Below are 14,681 nucleotides of genomic sequence, written 5' to 3' on the forward strand. Positions count from 1 at the left end.
ATAGGAATTGAGTGAATTTGTGAATTAGTGATTGAGTGATTATTTTGATTTAATTTAATAGTAATAAGTAAATCTCCATGAGAGCAAATACTTTGAGGAAGGAACCAAAATAATTTTAATTAAATCACTCATTCACTCAATCGCTAAATTACTCAACTATTATTTATTAAACATCTTGTCAAAGTCCATGCCCGGGATATTCGGCATCATGCCTTCGGTGCTTTTTCTGAGTTCTTCTTTGGCTTTCTCTTCTACTTTTTCAAGTGCTTTGTTGGTGGCTGCCACAATCAGATCCTGCAAGATTTCGCGCTGGTCTTTACTGATCAGGTCTTCGTCTATTTCAATTTTTATCAATTGTTTTTTGCCATTTACAGTAACTTTCACCATCCCTGCACCTGACTCTCCGGTTTCAGTAATTTTACCAAGGTTCTCCTGTGCTTCCTGCATACGGGACTGCATTTCTTTCATTTTTCCTGCAAGCCCAAAAATATCTCCCATATTCATAATATATAATTCGGTTAAGTGATAAACATTTTTCAAAGACAAAACTACAAAAAAAGGCAGTCGGTTCAGACTGCCCATAAAAATATCATGAGAATTTGTTTTTTATCTTAATAACAAAACCGAACCTACTTTTTTAAATTCTTGCCCGGCATTGTCTATTCCGTATATTTTATAGCTATAATTACCCTCCGGTGCCGGATCACCATTTTCTTTACCATCCCAACCAATGTCGATATTTTTTGTTTCAAAAATAGGAGCTCCCCAACGATTATAGATAACCATATTAAATTCTGAGATGAACTTCCCATTGGCTCTAAATACTTCACTTGCCTCAGGGCCCTGCCCGTCAGGTGTAAAGGCAGTAGGAAGATATAGTCTTGCTGGGGTAATAAAGGTATAATTATTTGAATAGCTACTTAATGGAAAAGGTGTGGGAACATTTCCTATGTCAAGTGTGGCAACCTGACGCCCCAAAACCCTGAAGATAACCCTGCCATTATTCAATGGATCGTCTAATAGTCTGTCCAGATAATCTTTTACGTCATATTCTGTATTAAACGTCTCGTCAACCGGAGTCAAAACAATCCCTTGATCATTTACAATATCTATTGTATATAAAATCTGTTGTCTGTCATACCACATATTGGTAGGGTCACTGACTGCAAAGGGAGTCCAGCTAAGTGTATTTGCCTGCGCAGAGGTAAGAAAAATGGTACAGAAAGGGTCTGATAATTCAGATTCATTCCCACAGTCATCTTCAAAAGCTACTTTGTAACAATATTGCTGCTTATCTAATTCTACGGCTTTATCCTGATAGCTGTTAGTGATCAGTGAAATAAGTGGCTCAAAATTGCTTGAGTTGCCTTCTGCTTTATAAATATGGTATTTAGGGTAAAACTCTCCATTAGGGTACATATTAATGCTTACTTCATCTTTTCCTACTGAAGCATAGCTTAACAGTGCATTGGGTAGCTTACCTCCCTGATCAGGATCAACAGGGAATGGTGGCGATGTTATTTGAACTCTGTTGATTCCTGCTCCCCAATATCCTTCTATATAAAATTCATATTTCTGGCTACAAATTAAGGCATCATAAGTAAAAGTCGGACTTGGAGAAGGGTTGACGCTTACATAATTTGTGGCGTTTAATGGCATTGCTTTGTAATGTACCCGATAACTTGTAACATTGGCATTTGATTCTGAATTCCAGTCTATTTTTACTTTTCTGGGTGAAAGTACCTGTGCCGAAGTATTGATAGTACATATAGGGTCAGATGTGGTGGAGGCACCACAAAGTGCATCTTTCTGCAATCTGAAACAATATTCGCCATATGCAGTCGGTACAGTAATTATTTCTGAAGGTGTAGGATTTGCAGTTGTTACTTTAATTTTTTTTCCGGTAGCTGTCCAGCTACCACCTTTAGGTTTCATTTCAATATTAAACTCAACATCTTCAGTGCCCCCTTTAACTGTAATTTTATTATCTTTGCCTCCTGCTAAACCCTCTAATATCACGATTTTAGGCGCTACTGAAGGAGTGGTTTCCAAATTAAGTCCATCACTTTTACAAGCATTGCGACTGCCACGAACATATATCCCTTTTACATTTGGTTTTAAAGTCGGAGGAGTGGTTCCATAATTGTAATCAATTGAAAATGGATAGGTTGTTATATCGTAGACTTTTGCCGGAGTTCCATCACCCCAGGCAATCTCCACTCTCTGTTGCTCTCTATTGTTTGGTGTATCCTTTATGGTAATTTTTACATTGTACGGATCACAAAAATTATACTCTATATCTAATTTATGTGTATCAATTACTTCAACAGATTTACAAGTAACATAAGAAGTGGAGGATGATAGTAATTTGCCATTTATAGCAATCCAATAAGTACCAGGTGTTGAAAAAATAGTTGAAGGGGTAACATTTCCGGTAAATTGCAAAGGAGCTTTAGCATCAGTATAATCATAAAAGAAATTAACTGTTCCGGATTGACTGATAAAAGTTTGTCCATTGGGAGTAACTACGTTACTGATATTAACCTGAGCTCCAATATTTCTATTAACATCAGTTAAGCAACCTGTTTGGGGAGATATTGTGAAATCTGCTCCGATTGTATGTCCGGAAGATGTAATATTTATTGATTTACATGCTTGCGGCTCAGTAGCCTGTTGGCCAAGAGCAGTAATAGCAGTGCATAGGCTAATGAATCCAAGCAAGTATGATTTAATGCGGGACATAAATTAAATAGTTTCTATTGTATTCACTCAATGTAATGATTCAAAAATCATGCCCGATAAAGAGGGATCCTGACATTTTAAGGGCGTATAGTGCAGTTTATCTAACAAATTAGGAAGGTTTTTAAGGAAAAAGCAAATTTTTTAACAGAAAATTTCTTTGTAGTTCTTTGAAAATCAATTAGTTATAAGTTGTTTATCGGTATTAAAAGGCATTTGGCGTGAAATTTGTGGAGTGAAAAACGGAGGTTTTAGAAAGTTTTCAAGCGGTAGCATTTATGTTGTTTAAATGGGGTTTCCCAAACAAAGTTCCTTCTATCTTTAAAGGAATCAATCGTGCAAATAACTCTTCCGAGTACCAATCCTCTTTTCGGGTCCTCTTAATCACCTCTGCATGTTCTTGTTGCCGGTAGGCAAATTGTCTGACATCATCAATGCTTTCCCAAATCGAAAATGTGGCCTGGCGGATAAAAGGTATTTCTCCTATACCAACAGAAGTTACAAAACCCGGGGCACTTTGTAATTTATTTGCTACCTGAGGTACATTGCTCCAGAAGTATTTAAGTTTTGAAACCCTGATACTGGCTCTTGTGAGCACGGCGATTTTCCCGTTATAAGTTTTATCTTTTATATTTTTGCCAAAAGGCTCCTTGCCATCCCATTTACCATGTGATTCATAGGGCTGGCAAAGGATGGTCCATTGTTCTTTGGTAAAAGATTTCCACCATTTTTGAATGAGGGAATTCCGCTGAAAAGTAACAAAGTCTTCTTCGGTTTTCCATACGCCCAACAAACCCCACTGTGTTAAATCTGGTTGAATATCAAAAGACCCATTTTTACCACAGCCCAACAATTTCCAGAATGTAATGCCTTTTGTAAACCACAAGGGAAGCCTGAACAATGCCATTGAAAGTATGGCTATCGGAATGAGGTATTTAGGGTATCGGACTATGGTAAGAGAAACAAACATATAAGGTAAATATACTTATTTTTCAACAATAATTAACCAGCGGAATGCCCATTTCCATTGGATGGAATAATTTTTTATTTCGGCCTGTTGTAAGAGATATTCCCATTCTTTGCGGCTGAATCCTCTTAAAACAGATAATGGAGCGTCGTTTTTAACCAAGTATGATTTCGAGAAAAGTCGTGTAAGCCATTTGATCGAATAATAGGCTAAAACATGACGATGCAAGTCAGCAATAAAGAATCCTTTTTCAGAGTTTTGGTAAAGCCATCTTAGCATTCTTACTAACTGCGGGTCTGTGAAATGATGGCAGAATAGTGAATTAAAAATGTAATGTGGTTTCTTTTTTTTAGTATCTGCCAGCCGATAATCACAAATCTGATAGGAGACCTGAATATTTTGCTGGCTTAAAGCAAATTGCACGCAATCTTCTTTTAAATCTACTCCCTGTAATTGGTATGGTATTTTCTTTTTGTTTAATAATATGCCTGTTTCTCTCAAATTATCACCACCACCACTGCCAATTTCCATAATAGAAACCCTTTGGTCTTTTGTACGCTTTTTCAGAAAAGCTCTGACTCCGTCTAATACTACTTTATGACCACCCAGCCATCGATTGATAAAGTCGAGTTCCCGAAGATTCTGATAAAGGTCTTCGGTGGGAATATCATTATTATCTAACAGTTCAGGTGTATAAGAGCGGGTCTTGAAATTCATAAGGTAAGCATGGCTGTTTCAATGGTAATGCCAGGGCCAAAAGCTACAGTAAAAATATTCCCTTTGGTTGTTGGATTATCTATCATTTGCTTGAGTACAAATAAAATTGTTGCCGACGACATATTACCATAATTGCGAAGCACTTTATAGGAAGTTTCTAAGTCTGCTGAACAAAGTGATAATGAACTTTCAACGGCTTCTAAAATATTTTTACCTCCCGGATGTATAGCCCAGTTGGATATATCTTTGATTGATAAGTTAAGTTGTGTTAAGGCATTTGCCAGAAGACTTCCGATTTCGTCTTTAATCAGTTTGGGTACATGATTGGTGAGTGTCATCAGGAAACCATTACCTGATAATTGCCATGCCATATCAGGCTGACCAGCCAATGCTATTTTAGAGAAGAACTGCTGGATACTCAAACCCTTTTCTTTTTCGTCTCCAACCACCAGGCAAGCGGCAGAACCATCAGCAAAGAGGGTAGAGGATAGTATAGAATCAATATCGCCTGATTTCTGAAAATGAAGGGTACATAATTCAGTGCACACAATAAGAACTTTAGCAGCGGTATCTGCTTTACAAAAGGCATTGGCTATTTTAAGGGCATGCAGTGCTGCATAACAACCCATAAAGTTCACCGAAGTACGTGTAATATGTGTAGGAAGATTAAGTTTTTCGGTCAATAATATATCTAAACCCGGGGCAGAGAGCCCTGTGCAGGTTACAGTAATCAGATGTGTGATTTCCTGTAAGTTTCTTTGTCCCAGACAATCTATGATTGATTTTTCAGATAAAGCCACCACTTCTTCATTGAATAGCTTCATCCGTTGTTCGAGTGAAGGAGCGGTACAGTTATTACCAAAAAAATGCCAGTTACCACGTAAAAGAGAAAAGTCGGAGAAAACAGAATACCGGGTTTCGATACCACTACGCTTATAAAGTATAGGCAGTAGTTTTCTGTTTTTCTCATCGGGATAGGTAGCATCAAGCATAAAACGCATGATGTCGTCCTGCTTATGTGCATAACGGGGTACGGCTGTTCCGATAGAAACGATTTTTGGCATCTTGGTTTTGGGCTATTTTAAACGATGTGCCGGAGCTTTTGAGTGTCTGACGAATCTGTAAAACATACGAAAACAATAGTATTTGGGTTGCCTGTCTTAGCAAACATATCGTATATAAGCCTAAAATAAAGACATATCAAACACATTCTATAAAAACTCTGTAAACATACTTTTTGTTTTTTTGCAGGTCTTCATAGTTTACTAAAAACTCTTCAGTGTCTACCTGGAACTGTGTAATGCTAAGTGTCTTAAGCACTTCATCCCGATTCATCTTAATATCGTTTCTGATATCGCCTTTACCCCCGGAATGATGAAACCACAGGATGTCTTCGGCGGTATAATCCGGTTTGTTTTGCAGGAAGTCATTGAACCACTGTTCTCGTTCTCGTATAATCTGGGGAGAGTAAAGCGTAACAGATGACCATATTCGTGGTTCGGCCCGAGCATGCACTGTAGATAAAACCTCTTTACCAGTCCATCGTATTTCGTAATATATTTTCTCATTCTGTCTGTTGATAATAACCAATGTAAATGGCTCTATCCCGTCAAACTGGTAGTTATTTATGAATTTTTCTTCGTTCTGAAACCTGTAAAAATCGAGAATTACTTTACCACGACTCTGCCGATATGGTGGAGAAGATATGTGTGGGTTTAATCCACCATTTAGCAGGCAAAGTGTAAAGGTATCACAACCGCCAATCCAGGTACCATTGCCTTGCGGGTCTTTCGGATAAAACATATACCGACCTTCAACCTCATATTTGCGAGGTGGAATAGCCGACACCCGATTCATTTTTTCATCCCGGTTGGAAGTAAAAATAAAACCGTTGTTTTTGGTCGGTAAATAAGTCAGAACACACATGAATTAATTAATGAATAGTGAATCAATACCTTATTATAATATTTTTTTGAATGTATTCAGGCATCATCAGCCAAATTGTTCTTCTCTGTATTGAATAGTTGAATAAGCTACTCCGAAATTTTCAGGAATGACTACTTCCTTGAAGTTTTCCTGCAATCCAATTCGTATCAGGGCGTAGTGATGAATTGAATGTTCTATGAGATAAACAAGCTCACGCATAAAACTGGTATCAATATAGGCTTTGTGATTGGCTTCATAGCTCACAGCTAAAAGTAGAGGTTCTGCAATATCAGAAACAGCTTCAATACCGGTAACAATATCTTCAATGGTTTGTAAAGTAAAGCTAAGATCGTTTTCTAACAGAAAATTCCGCTCGCGTGCATCATAGTCTATTACACCACTTTTATGCCCTTTCAGAAGGCATTGATAAAATTCTATAATATGTCTGGTGTGCTGACCTATACTACTACCATTGAGTACACAAAGTGACTGTGAGTAATTCTGAGAACTCAGTTGGTTTAATAATTCAGCTAATTGTTTGATTACATTCGTATGTATCTTTTTCATATTTGTTGGGTTTTTATCTCAATGATAATTGCGGCGGTATCGCTCAATAAACTACTTTTGGTACCCACACCATATTCAGTACGATTAATCATGAAATTTCCTCTAAAAGTAGCCTTAGCACCATTTTGTACAAAAGTGAAAGGAATTCTGATGTTTTTGGTAATATTCTTAATGGTCAGGCTAAAATAACCAATGTATTCGTTTTCTTGCTGAGCTTTTTCAATCTTTGTCGATTGCAGTGTAATTTTTGGGTATTTTTCGGTGTCAAAATAGTCACCGCTCCGCAAAGTTCTATCTCTTAAACTAATTCCGGTATTAATAGTTTTAGTTTCAATACTCCCTTTCAGGGAAGAAGTTGTTAAATTATCAGGATCAAAAATCATGACTCCGGTAAAACCACCAAATGACCCGTCAGCAGTAGCTCCTAAAGCATGTTTAATTTTAAAAGTAACAGAAACATTAATTGGTTTCCAAGGGTTAGCATATAACTGATAAGAATTTATCCATAAGAAAAGTATCAGTGAAATGTATTTTTGCATAGTAACAGGATTTAGAATTTATAAGAGATGGCTATCATTGGCAGCAAATTTTTGGAACGAAAGCGATCGTTTTCGAAAGTCAGCAATCGATTGGTTGTGTACTCAGTAAACTGAAAACTCGCACCAGCCCTCAAGCCAACCTTGTTGGTAAACCAATAGCGAAAATATAATTCGGAATTGAGGCTTCCAAGATCATTATCACTTACCAGCAGAAGGTTAAACGTGGTGGGTTTAGCCAATTGGATACTACCATTAAGGGTGGGGGAGTCGCTCGCCCTGAATACTCCTTGTTGAGATTTGCCAAAACTCAAACCAATGGCATCAATATTAAAACCTATTTCAAACCTGTTACTGAAACTATATTGTAAATGAATGGGGATATTAAAATAAAAAGCACTTACTTTATTCAGATGCAGGGTGTCTAAATTAGCCTGGATATTCTCAACAAATAAAACCTGTGGTCCTGTTTGTCCAGAGGTAAGTCTGGCCGGAGCCGTGATAAAATCTTTGTTTGGTGCTGCAAAAAAAGTGAGTCTGGCTCCAGTCCCGATTTTGAACTTACCATTTTTACCAATCCCCCAAAGATAATTATATGATATTGCCGGAGAGATGCCTTTGGCACCAGCAACAGATAAATCAAACGATTGTTGATTTTTTTTCTGAGCGCTTACCAGATTGGCAAGAATCAGGATAATAATAGTAATTGATAACTTTTTCATGTTTTAGTTTGATTTTAATTCGGCACTGCCAAAAAGTACGGCGAAACGTTTACACCAGATAAGTACGTATTTTTGTTTCAAAGGGTCGGCTTCATCAGGTATAGCTAAACTATAAGTGCCATTAATATTAACTTTATCAGTTATTTCAATGAAATTGGTGAGCACTTTATCTTCTGCCATGTAAATTCTCAGATCGGGCCCGCTATCAGTTTTGAAATTTTCAAAAAGCAAAACTTTTTTCAGATTGATATCTCTATATACTTTCACTTCACCGCTTGTTGTGTGAACAGCCGATTGAAAAGTTCCTTTGGCAATCAGATTTTCGGGTTTTTGCGTAATCGGGTTTGGTAGTAAGGATTCATTATCAGTTGATGTCGTGATATTTTCTTTCTGACAGGCTAAAGAAAATAATAATACAACTGACAACACAAATGATTTTTTTCTCATGACCTTTAACTTATATTAATAAGACAAAAGTAGATTAAGTTGTAAAAACAGGATGTCGGCTGGCTGACTAAGAATATGAATAATTTTCAGAAGATATGCTTGAAAGATTAAACCCTACCGATCAGGTTAAGGCAGAAAGATTTTTAATTGTAATTTCATTACGGGAGTAGTCGAGAATATTTTTTTCTTTCAATTCATTAAATAATTGTGTAACTGTCTGGCGAGTACTGCATATGAGGCTTGCTATGTCCTGATGGGTAAGATAATTTTTTAATACGATTTCATTTTTCTCGCTATTCCCCTCTTTTACTGCCCAATCTTTCAGAAAACTATTCAGACGGGCTCTTACGTCTTTAAAAACCAGATTGGCATAACGGTTTTCCATTCGTTTTAATCTGAAACCAACCCATTTAGTATAACGCAATGCCAGAACTGGGTTTCGCTCTATAACATCTTCAAAGTCAGTCAATTTAAAACTGCAACAGGTTACATAGTCTGATACCGCCACAGCATACTCATCGAGTGTTTGATTGACCAGTGTAAATTGCCCGAATAAATCGCCGGTTTGTAGAATATCTTTTACAATTTCATTACCCTTGTCATCAATTTCGACGATTTTTATTGTACCTCTTTTAATGGTATAAACACGGTCAGCCTCATCATGCGAAAAGTAGATTATCTCACCTTTTTTAGCAGTTTTAAAATTGGTAATGAGGCAGATTTGCTTTAACTCGGCTGAATTTAAAGCGTTGAATAATTGATGATTATGCAAATGCCAGTATTTGGTTTCAAGATTCATGGCTCAAGGGATAATACCCTAAATATACTAATAATGGAGTTTTAATCAACCAAAATGTTGCTTCACAATCTGGATTATTTCTTTAAGAGGGAGGGGTTTTACGCCCCTTTTCTGATTCTCAATACTAATCTCGGCTACCCGATTCCAATGCCAGCCTAAATCACGGTAAGCTTGCCATAAATAATAGCGGGGGTCGTAGATATGCCCAGGATCAGAGCTAACACCGTTCAGCTCCAAAATCCTGATGTTTTTTCCGGCATATAAATCCTCATAGCTGGCTACTTTCATATCAAACCTGCCATAATAAAAGCCCTCAAATGGCATGGCAATTTTTGTAAAAACCTTATGTAACTGTTCATTAATCAGGTGATTGGCATTAACAAACTTAGTTCCTCTACAATGGTTTCCAATGGGTTCCAGAATTCTTTTTTCATTTGCTGGTAACACTTCTTTTATTTCTTCTCCTAATTTGTTTCTGAGAGTTTCTAACTGAAATCTTGCTCTTGTGCTATTGAGAATTAACTCTTCAATTGTCGATTTCCCGTCACCCGTAATACTCAGAAACTCTTTTAGAGTAACTGATGAGACTTGTCCTGATTGCTGATTGGGCATTCTGCTGAATAGAACCCCCAGTTCTATCGGATATTCTATAAACTCCTGAATCAGATAATCAGCTTTTATACTTTCATGGTATATTTTCAGTTGAGCTTCTGTCAGTATTTTTACCACTAAAGTGCCTCTTTCCCCTACGTTAGGCTTGGCAATAACAGGAAAATTTAATTTGTGCAATTGTAATGCAGATAATACCTCATCGAAATCAGTTTCGGGTGAAATATATACAGTAGCTGGCAGATATTCTGTTGGAATATATTTCAGAATCTCGCTCTTATGTTCGCCATAAAACCCCCCCGCTTCTATACTTGGATTAACGGCTGTAAAATAAGTAAGTGACCTGGCGCGAATAGCCTGAAAAATCCAGTATGGAGTCATTGGCAGATAAAATACCCACCATGACCAATACTCATAATTAAAGATCTTGACTAAAAAAAGTGGAAGCCTCATGCGAATTTCTTAATAACCCTAAAAATGGTAGCTTTTTCTTTATAAACTACAAATAAACAACAAATTGTTGTGAGTAATGCCATATAAAAAAGCTGCCCACCGTCGTCCATTACTTCAATACCTAATAGAAACAGATGTGACACAATTGCTCCAGCCATAATGCCAATACCCATTAATGCCCCAAGCCATGAGGTATGGGGAATTAATAATAGGATAGAAGCGATTAGTTCGGCAATACCGGTTCCAATTCTTCCCCAAGGTTCAAGCCCGATTGTCGAAAATATGTAGACGCTCTCTGCCTGAGCGGTAAATTTAAAATACAGAGTCTGTAGCATAATTATGGCAGCTACCAAGCGAGCTACCCAAAGCAGAATAAGTGTTGTTTTCATGATTTTAAAAAAATTAGCATTGAATCATTTGTAAATCTTTATCCAGTTTATATCTGCCTGTTTCTTGAGTCTTGCTTCTTCCTCATTCCAGCTATTAAGCGTATTGTTAAAAATGGTTTTGTAGAAAAGATAGACCTTCCCATCAATAATTTTGTAATTTTCCGGGTCAACCTCTACCTTTTCACCTTTTGCTCCCATTGCATAGGCACACCAGCCACCATAAGCAGGTTCATATTGAAGGGGTGTTTTTTTGAAGGCTTCCAGATTAGGTTCATTGGCAAATTTGTAAGTAATGCCATTAAATATGTAAGAAATTTTACCTTTTACTGGTTTATTTGAAAAGTAACTAACAGGGTCATATCCTGATAAAGCAATGCCTTTTTCTAATAAAAAATGTTTTTGACGAATAGCTGTTTCTTGTGCCAAACTCTGAAGGGATACCATCACCAACAGAAAAAATAATTTTTTCATTTTGATTTTCTTTTAATTTCTATCGCAAAAGTAAAATATATGGATTGAGTAAAATGTCGGGCAAATGACAGAATGAGACGGTTTTGAGTATGGCAAATAGTAGAGCCCAAAGGAGACGGAGCTAAGGATAAAATTTATTTTATTACTGAGTCTACTCCCTTTAATCAACCCATGTTTTGATAACCTGAAACAGCGCTAATATTAAAAAAATAAGACCAATTGCTCGATTAATAGGGTAGCCTTTTAACAATTTCTGAATTTTCAGTTGCTGACGATTGCTAATGAATGCAAAAAGATACAAAATACCAAAGGCGCCAGTAACAGCCCCTAAAATAAAGGCAGATTTGGTGGCAAGGCTGCTGATAACTATATATTTATTAATATAGACTGATATAAAGAACCAAAAGGGAAGAATCTGGGGGTTAACCATACCTAACGAAAAACCTTTCAGGAAATTAACCTTAAGGTTGACAGGCGTAGCAGTAGCTATGTTGACATCAGGATTTTTCTGAAAAAAATAGACAATACCCATCACAATAAAGACAGGTATCATGAGTAGGTTGAGTTTGTCAAGAAATGACTGGTTTTGCTGAATAAATAATAATCCTTCTAAAGCCAATGCAGAATAGATGATTTCTGGGATACTTCCACCTATAGCTACCGATACCCCGGCTGAAAAATTTTTGCTAAGAGTAGTTTGTATAACAGCTAAATTTACTGAACCTAATTGAATAGATCCTAAAAAACTGATAGTGGCCGTAAGAAGAAAAATCAGAAATTCCATAAGTCTTGATTTCAACAAAGCAAAATAAAGAATTTTTCGACTAATGAAATGTCTTTTGGATGACTTTGTAAAAATATTTATATTTAATCTGATAAATACTTTTTCAAAAGATGCCTGATATCTATCTATTTTAAGGACCATATTAAATGAACATAGAAATACGAAAAGATCTCCAATTAACTATTTATGGCTTTGGAGCTACTGCATTACAGAAAGATTACGTTGATACTGTCTTTAAATTAAGCGGAAAGGTGTGGGAAGTGGTGAAAAATCTCGGCTTGAAAAGTAAAGGCACCAATATTTGGGTATATGAACCAAATAATTTTGTTTTTGCAGGTGTGGAACTTGACAATACGAGCAATAGACTTGTTGAAAAGAAAATAAAAATTGAAAAATACGCATATTATAAACATATTGGCTCCTATAAGCTTATTGGCAGTACTGGACAAAAAATGATAAATGCGCTGGTAAATATGGAGTATGAGGCTATTCTTCCAAATATTGAAATTTATGGACATTGGAATTCAGACGAATCTAAACTGGAAACTGAATTAATAATGTGTTTAAAATAGAAATTTTATCTTACATCTCTACTCAGAAGCTTTTTCCAAAAAACTTTCAAATACACTCAATTACATTCTAACTTTGCAGAAAAAAATGTTGTATGAGAAAATTGCAAATGGAAGAATTGAATCGTCTGTCGATAGAGGAGTTTCAGGAGGTTGAAAAAAAGAACTTTTGCCTGATATTAGACGATGTCAGAAGTATGAATAATGTTGGTTCCGCTTTTCGGACAGGAGATGCTTTCTTGGTAGAAAAAATCTATTTATGTGGTATCACTGGTACACCACCCCACCGAGAGATTGAAAAAACAGCCTTAGGTTCAACAGATTCGGTAGCGTGGGAACATCGGGCGGATATTGTGACATTAATTACAGAATTGAAACAAAATGGATATATAGTGTTGGTGGTAGAACAAGTGGAAGATAGTATGAGTTTAACAGATTTTCGACCTGAGCCTTTCAAAAAATATGCTTTTGTATTCGGCAACGAGGTTTTTGGGGTGAATGATGAAGCAATTGCCGCTGCCGATCATTGTATAGAAATACCACAGTTTGGTACCAAGCATTCGCTTAATATTTCTGTTACGGTCGGAATTATCTGCTGGGATTATGTATCGAAAGTGATGGCGCGATAATTGCTTATTTGTTCATGCAATTTTTTTGCATCTTTTTCCGTCTTTATAAAAGAATTGACTGACTCACTCAATAAATTTTACCTAAACATTTACTAATGCGTCTGTTAGGAAAACTCTTTCTTTTGTTATTGACTTATCAAACAGCACTTGCGCAGGTAGAATCAATGCCTGCTGAGCCGGTTATTTGTTATTACACCGAAGAAGATAGCTTTACAGAACTGTTATCCGATAAAGATCGCCTATCCAATACCAGAGTCCTGGCTACTTCAACTATTCAGGTATCTTATGTTGACTTTCCCGAGGCTGCAAAAACAGCCTATGAAAAGGCCATGAGTATATGGTCAAAATACCTGTATTCTACCCAGCCTATTCGTATTAAAGCCACATGGACCGCTCTTTCAACAGGAGTATTGGCTGTTACAGGCTCAACCCGTATTTATAAAAACTTTCAGAACGCGCCTTTTCAGAATGTCTGGTATCCGGTATCATTGGCAGAAGCAATTTCGGGCAAAGACCTGAATGAAGGGGATTTTGAGATTGAGATGAAGCTCAATAGTAATATGAACTGGTATTATGGTGTAGACGGGAAATCACAATCGGGTAAGTTCGATTTAATTACGGTTGTTATGCATGAAATTGCACACGGTCTGGGTTTTTCATCTTCAATGAAATTAGTCAATAGCAATACACAAGGGCAATATGGGCAGTCAGGCAGCAATTATATTTATGATATGTTCTTGCAGAACGTAGGCAAAATTAAATTAACAAACAACGGTGTTTTCGGAAACCCATCTACAGACCTGAAAGCCGCTTTAACAGGTAATGCGCTTTATTTTGGTTTGAGAAATAGCCAATATGCCAATTTTCTGCCAAAACTCTATGCACCCACCTCATTTAATGAAGGCTCAAGTATATCTCATTTTGATGAAACTTACTACCCACAGGGCAACCCTAATTCTTTGATGTCGCCCAATGTACGTTCAGCCGAGGTAAATCAGCAGCCGGGTGATTTACTGCTGAGGTGTTTGCAGGACTTGGGCTGGCAGATTGTGGGGATTGAGGGGAATCCAATTACGGCAAACGAATACATAGTTGAACCTGTGTTAAGTGCCATTATATTTCCTAATCCTGTAGCAGACATTGTAAAAGTTGCTTTCCCATTACGGAATCAGGGACGTGACGTAAGCATAGAATTGTTGGATAGCAAAGGAAGGACAATTCAGCGTGTTGACAGCCAATCTATTACTTCTGAAACTATTCCAATAGACTTAAGCTCCCTGCCGGATGGTGTTTATGTACTAAAAGTTGTTGATGGCAGTCAGATAATTACCAAAAAGTTGGTAAAATCTCCTTAGAG

18 protein-coding genes are annotated in these 14,681 nt (G+C 36.9%); 3 read left to right on the forward strand and 15 right to left on the reverse strand.

Annotated features, from left to right (window positions below; all coding sequences use genetic code 11):
- Positions 1-159: 159 nt before the first annotated feature.
- The 15 genes from H1R81_RS02555 to H1R81_RS02625 form a co-directional block, all read right to left on the reverse strand.
- Positions 160-504, reverse strand: coding sequence for a YbaB/EbfC family nucleoid-associated protein (locus tag H1R81_RS02555; protein WP_181839107.1), 345 nt, complete (start codon positions 502-504; stop codon positions 160-162).
- Between the two features lie 102 nt (positions 505-606).
- Entirely contained in the window at positions 607-2,742 is a 2,136-nt protein-coding gene (locus H1R81_RS02560; RefSeq protein ID WP_181839108.1) for a gliding motility-associated C-terminal domain-containing protein, read from the reverse strand.
- A gap of 259 nt (positions 2,743-3,001) precedes the next feature.
- Positions 3,002-3,709: a DUF3291 domain-containing protein gene (locus tag H1R81_RS02565; RefSeq protein WP_181839109.1), complete on the reverse strand. Its 708-nt coding sequence runs from the start codon at positions 3,707-3,709 to the stop codon at positions 3,002-3,004.
- 15 nt (positions 3,710-3,724) lie between these two features.
- Positions 3,725-4,423 carry a methyltransferase domain-containing protein gene (locus tag H1R81_RS02570; protein WP_181839110.1) on the reverse strand — a complete coding sequence of 233 codons (699 nt, stop codon included), beginning with the start codon at positions 4,421-4,423 and terminating at the stop codon, positions 3,725-3,727.
- Positions 4,420-5,487 (reverse strand): type III polyketide synthase, encoded by a 1,068-nt coding sequence (locus tag H1R81_RS02575; protein WP_181839111.1) that lies wholly within the window; start codon positions 5,485-5,487, stop codon positions 4,420-4,422. Before H1R81_RS02575 ends, H1R81_RS02570 begins: the two co-directional genes overlap by 4 nt.
- Positions 5,488-5,623: 136 nt before the next feature.
- Positions 5,624-6,349: an NRDE family protein gene (locus tag H1R81_RS02580; protein ID WP_181839112.1), complete on the reverse strand. Its 726-nt coding sequence runs from the start codon at positions 6,347-6,349 to the stop codon at positions 5,624-5,626.
- Positions 6,350-6,415: 66 nt separating this feature from the next.
- The gene (locus H1R81_RS02585) at positions 6,416-6,916 is read right to left on the reverse strand and encodes a DinB family protein (protein WP_181839113.1); all 501 of its coding nucleotides are present in this window, start codon (positions 6,914-6,916) and stop codon (positions 6,416-6,418) included.
- Positions 6,913-7,455 carry a YceI family protein gene (locus H1R81_RS02590; RefSeq protein ID WP_181839114.1) on the reverse strand — a complete coding sequence of 181 codons (543 nt, stop codon included), beginning with the start codon at positions 7,453-7,455 and terminating at the stop codon, positions 6,913-6,915. The genes H1R81_RS02585 and H1R81_RS02590 overlap by 4 nt, the downstream gene beginning before the upstream one ends.
- An 11-nt stretch (positions 7,456-7,466) precedes the next feature.
- On the reverse strand, positions 7,467-8,174 hold the full coding sequence (locus H1R81_RS02595) for a hypothetical protein (protein WP_181839115.1): 708 nt from the start codon (positions 8,172-8,174) through the stop codon (positions 7,467-7,469).
- A gap of 3 nt (positions 8,175-8,177) precedes the next feature.
- On the reverse strand, positions 8,178-8,621 hold the full coding sequence (locus tag H1R81_RS02600) for a DM13 domain-containing protein (protein ID WP_181839116.1): 444 nt from the start codon (positions 8,619-8,621) through the stop codon (positions 8,178-8,180).
- A gap of 121 nt (positions 8,622-8,742) precedes the next feature.
- Positions 8,743-9,420, reverse strand: coding sequence for a Crp/Fnr family transcriptional regulator (locus tag H1R81_RS02605; RefSeq protein WP_181839117.1), 678 nt, complete (start codon positions 9,418-9,420; stop codon positions 8,743-8,745).
- A gap of 45 nt (positions 9,421-9,465) precedes the next feature.
- The gene (locus tag H1R81_RS02610) at positions 9,466-10,482 is read right to left on the reverse strand and encodes a hypothetical protein (RefSeq protein WP_181839118.1); all 1,017 of its coding nucleotides are present in this window, start codon (positions 10,480-10,482) and stop codon (positions 9,466-9,468) included.
- Entirely contained in the window at positions 10,479-10,871 is a 393-nt protein-coding gene (locus H1R81_RS02615; RefSeq protein WP_181839119.1) for a DoxX family protein, read from the reverse strand. The genes H1R81_RS02610 and H1R81_RS02615 overlap by 4 nt, the downstream gene beginning before the upstream one ends.
- A 24-nt stretch (positions 10,872-10,895) precedes the next feature.
- Entirely contained in the window at positions 10,896-11,342 is a 447-nt protein-coding gene (locus H1R81_RS02620) for a YHS domain-containing (seleno)protein (protein WP_181839120.1), read from the reverse strand.
- Between the two features lie 160 nt (positions 11,343-11,502).
- Positions 11,503-12,126: a LysE family translocator gene (locus tag H1R81_RS02625; RefSeq protein WP_181839121.1), complete on the reverse strand. Its 624-nt coding sequence runs from the start codon at positions 12,124-12,126 to the stop codon at positions 11,503-11,505.
- Positions 12,127-12,272: 146 nt separating this feature from the next.
- Between H1R81_RS02625 and H1R81_RS02630 the strand changes: the two genes are divergently transcribed.
- The 3 genes from H1R81_RS02630 (at position 12,273) to H1R81_RS02640 (ending at position 14,679) form a co-directional block, all read left to right on the forward strand.
- Positions 12,273-12,698 carry a GyrI-like domain-containing protein gene (locus H1R81_RS02630; RefSeq protein WP_181839122.1) on the forward strand — a complete coding sequence of 142 codons (426 nt, stop codon included), beginning with the start codon at positions 12,273-12,275 and terminating at the stop codon, positions 12,696-12,698.
- Positions 12,699-12,790: 92 nt separating this feature from the next.
- The gene (locus tag H1R81_RS02635) at positions 12,791-13,324 is read left to right on the forward strand and encodes an RNA methyltransferase (RefSeq protein WP_181839123.1); all 534 of its coding nucleotides are present in this window, start codon (positions 12,791-12,793) and stop codon (positions 13,322-13,324) included.
- 95 nt (positions 13,325-13,419) lie between these two features.
- Positions 13,420-14,679, forward strand: coding sequence for a T9SS type A sorting domain-containing protein (locus H1R81_RS02640; RefSeq protein WP_181839124.1), 1,260 nt, complete (start codon positions 13,420-13,422; stop codon positions 14,677-14,679).
- The last annotated feature ends 2 nt before the right edge of the window (positions 14,680-14,681 follow it).

The organism is Emticicia sp. BO119, assembly GCF_013912375.1.
Lineage (GTDB): Bacteria > Bacteroidota > Bacteroidia > Cytophagales > Spirosomataceae > Emticicia.

Excerpts from the sequence above, each read along its gene's own strand:
- H1R81_RS02555 (WP_181839107.1), bottom strand. The coding sequence starts at position 504 with ATGAATATGGGAGATATTTTTGGGCTTGCAGGAAAAATGAAAGAAATG.
- H1R81_RS02560 (WP_181839108.1), bottom strand. The coding sequence starts at position 2,742 with ATGTCCCGCATTAAATCATACTTGCTTGGATTCATTAGCCTATGCACT.
- H1R81_RS02565 (WP_181839109.1), bottom strand. The coding sequence starts at position 3,709 with ATGTTTGTTTCTCTTACCATAGTCCGATACCCTAAATACCTCATTCCG.
- H1R81_RS02570 (WP_181839110.1), bottom strand. The coding sequence starts at position 4,423 with ATGAATTTCAAGACCCGCTCTTATACACCTGAACTGTTAGATAATAAT.
- H1R81_RS02575 (WP_181839111.1), bottom strand. The coding sequence starts at position 5,487 with ATGCCAAAAATCGTTTCTATCGGAACAGCCGTACCCCGTTATGCACAT.
- H1R81_RS02580 (WP_181839112.1), bottom strand. The coding sequence starts at position 6,349 with ATGTGTGTTCTGACTTATTTACCGACCAAAAACAACGGTTTTATTTTT.
- H1R81_RS02585 (WP_181839113.1), bottom strand. The coding sequence starts at position 6,916 with ATGAAAAAGATACATACGAATGTAATCAAACAATTAGCTGAATTATTA.
- H1R81_RS02590 (WP_181839114.1), bottom strand. The coding sequence starts at position 7,455 with ATGCAAAAATACATTTCACTGATACTTTTCTTATGGATAAATTCTTAT.
- H1R81_RS02595 (WP_181839115.1), bottom strand. The coding sequence starts at position 8,174 with ATGAAAAAGTTATCAATTACTATTATTATCCTGATTCTTGCCAATCTG.
- H1R81_RS02600 (WP_181839116.1), bottom strand. The coding sequence starts at position 8,621 with ATGAGAAAAAAATCATTTGTGTTGTCAGTTGTATTATTATTTTCTTTA.
- H1R81_RS02605 (WP_181839117.1), bottom strand. The coding sequence starts at position 9,420 with ATGAATCTTGAAACCAAATACTGGCATTTGCATAATCATCAATTATTC.
- H1R81_RS02610 (WP_181839118.1), bottom strand. The coding sequence starts at position 10,482 with ATGAGGCTTCCACTTTTTTTAGTCAAGATCTTTAATTATGAGTATTGG.
- H1R81_RS02615 (WP_181839119.1), bottom strand. The coding sequence starts at position 10,871 with ATGAAAACAACACTTATTCTGCTTTGGGTAGCTCGCTTGGTAGCTGCC.
- H1R81_RS02620 (WP_181839120.1), bottom strand. The coding sequence starts at position 11,342 with ATGAAAAAATTATTTTTTCTGTTGGTGATGGTATCCCTTCAGAGTTTG.
- H1R81_RS02625 (WP_181839121.1), bottom strand. The coding sequence starts at position 12,126 with ATGGAATTTCTGATTTTTCTTCTTACGGCCACTATCAGTTTTTTAGGA.
- H1R81_RS02630 (WP_181839122.1), top strand. The coding sequence starts at position 12,273 with ATGAACATAGAAATACGAAAAGATCTCCAATTAACTATTTATGGCTTT.
- H1R81_RS02635 (WP_181839123.1), top strand. The coding sequence starts at position 12,791 with ATGAGAAAATTGCAAATGGAAGAATTGAATCGTCTGTCGATAGAGGAG.
- H1R81_RS02640 (WP_181839124.1), top strand. The coding sequence starts at position 13,420 with ATGCGTCTGTTAGGAAAACTCTTTCTTTTGTTATTGACTTATCAAACA.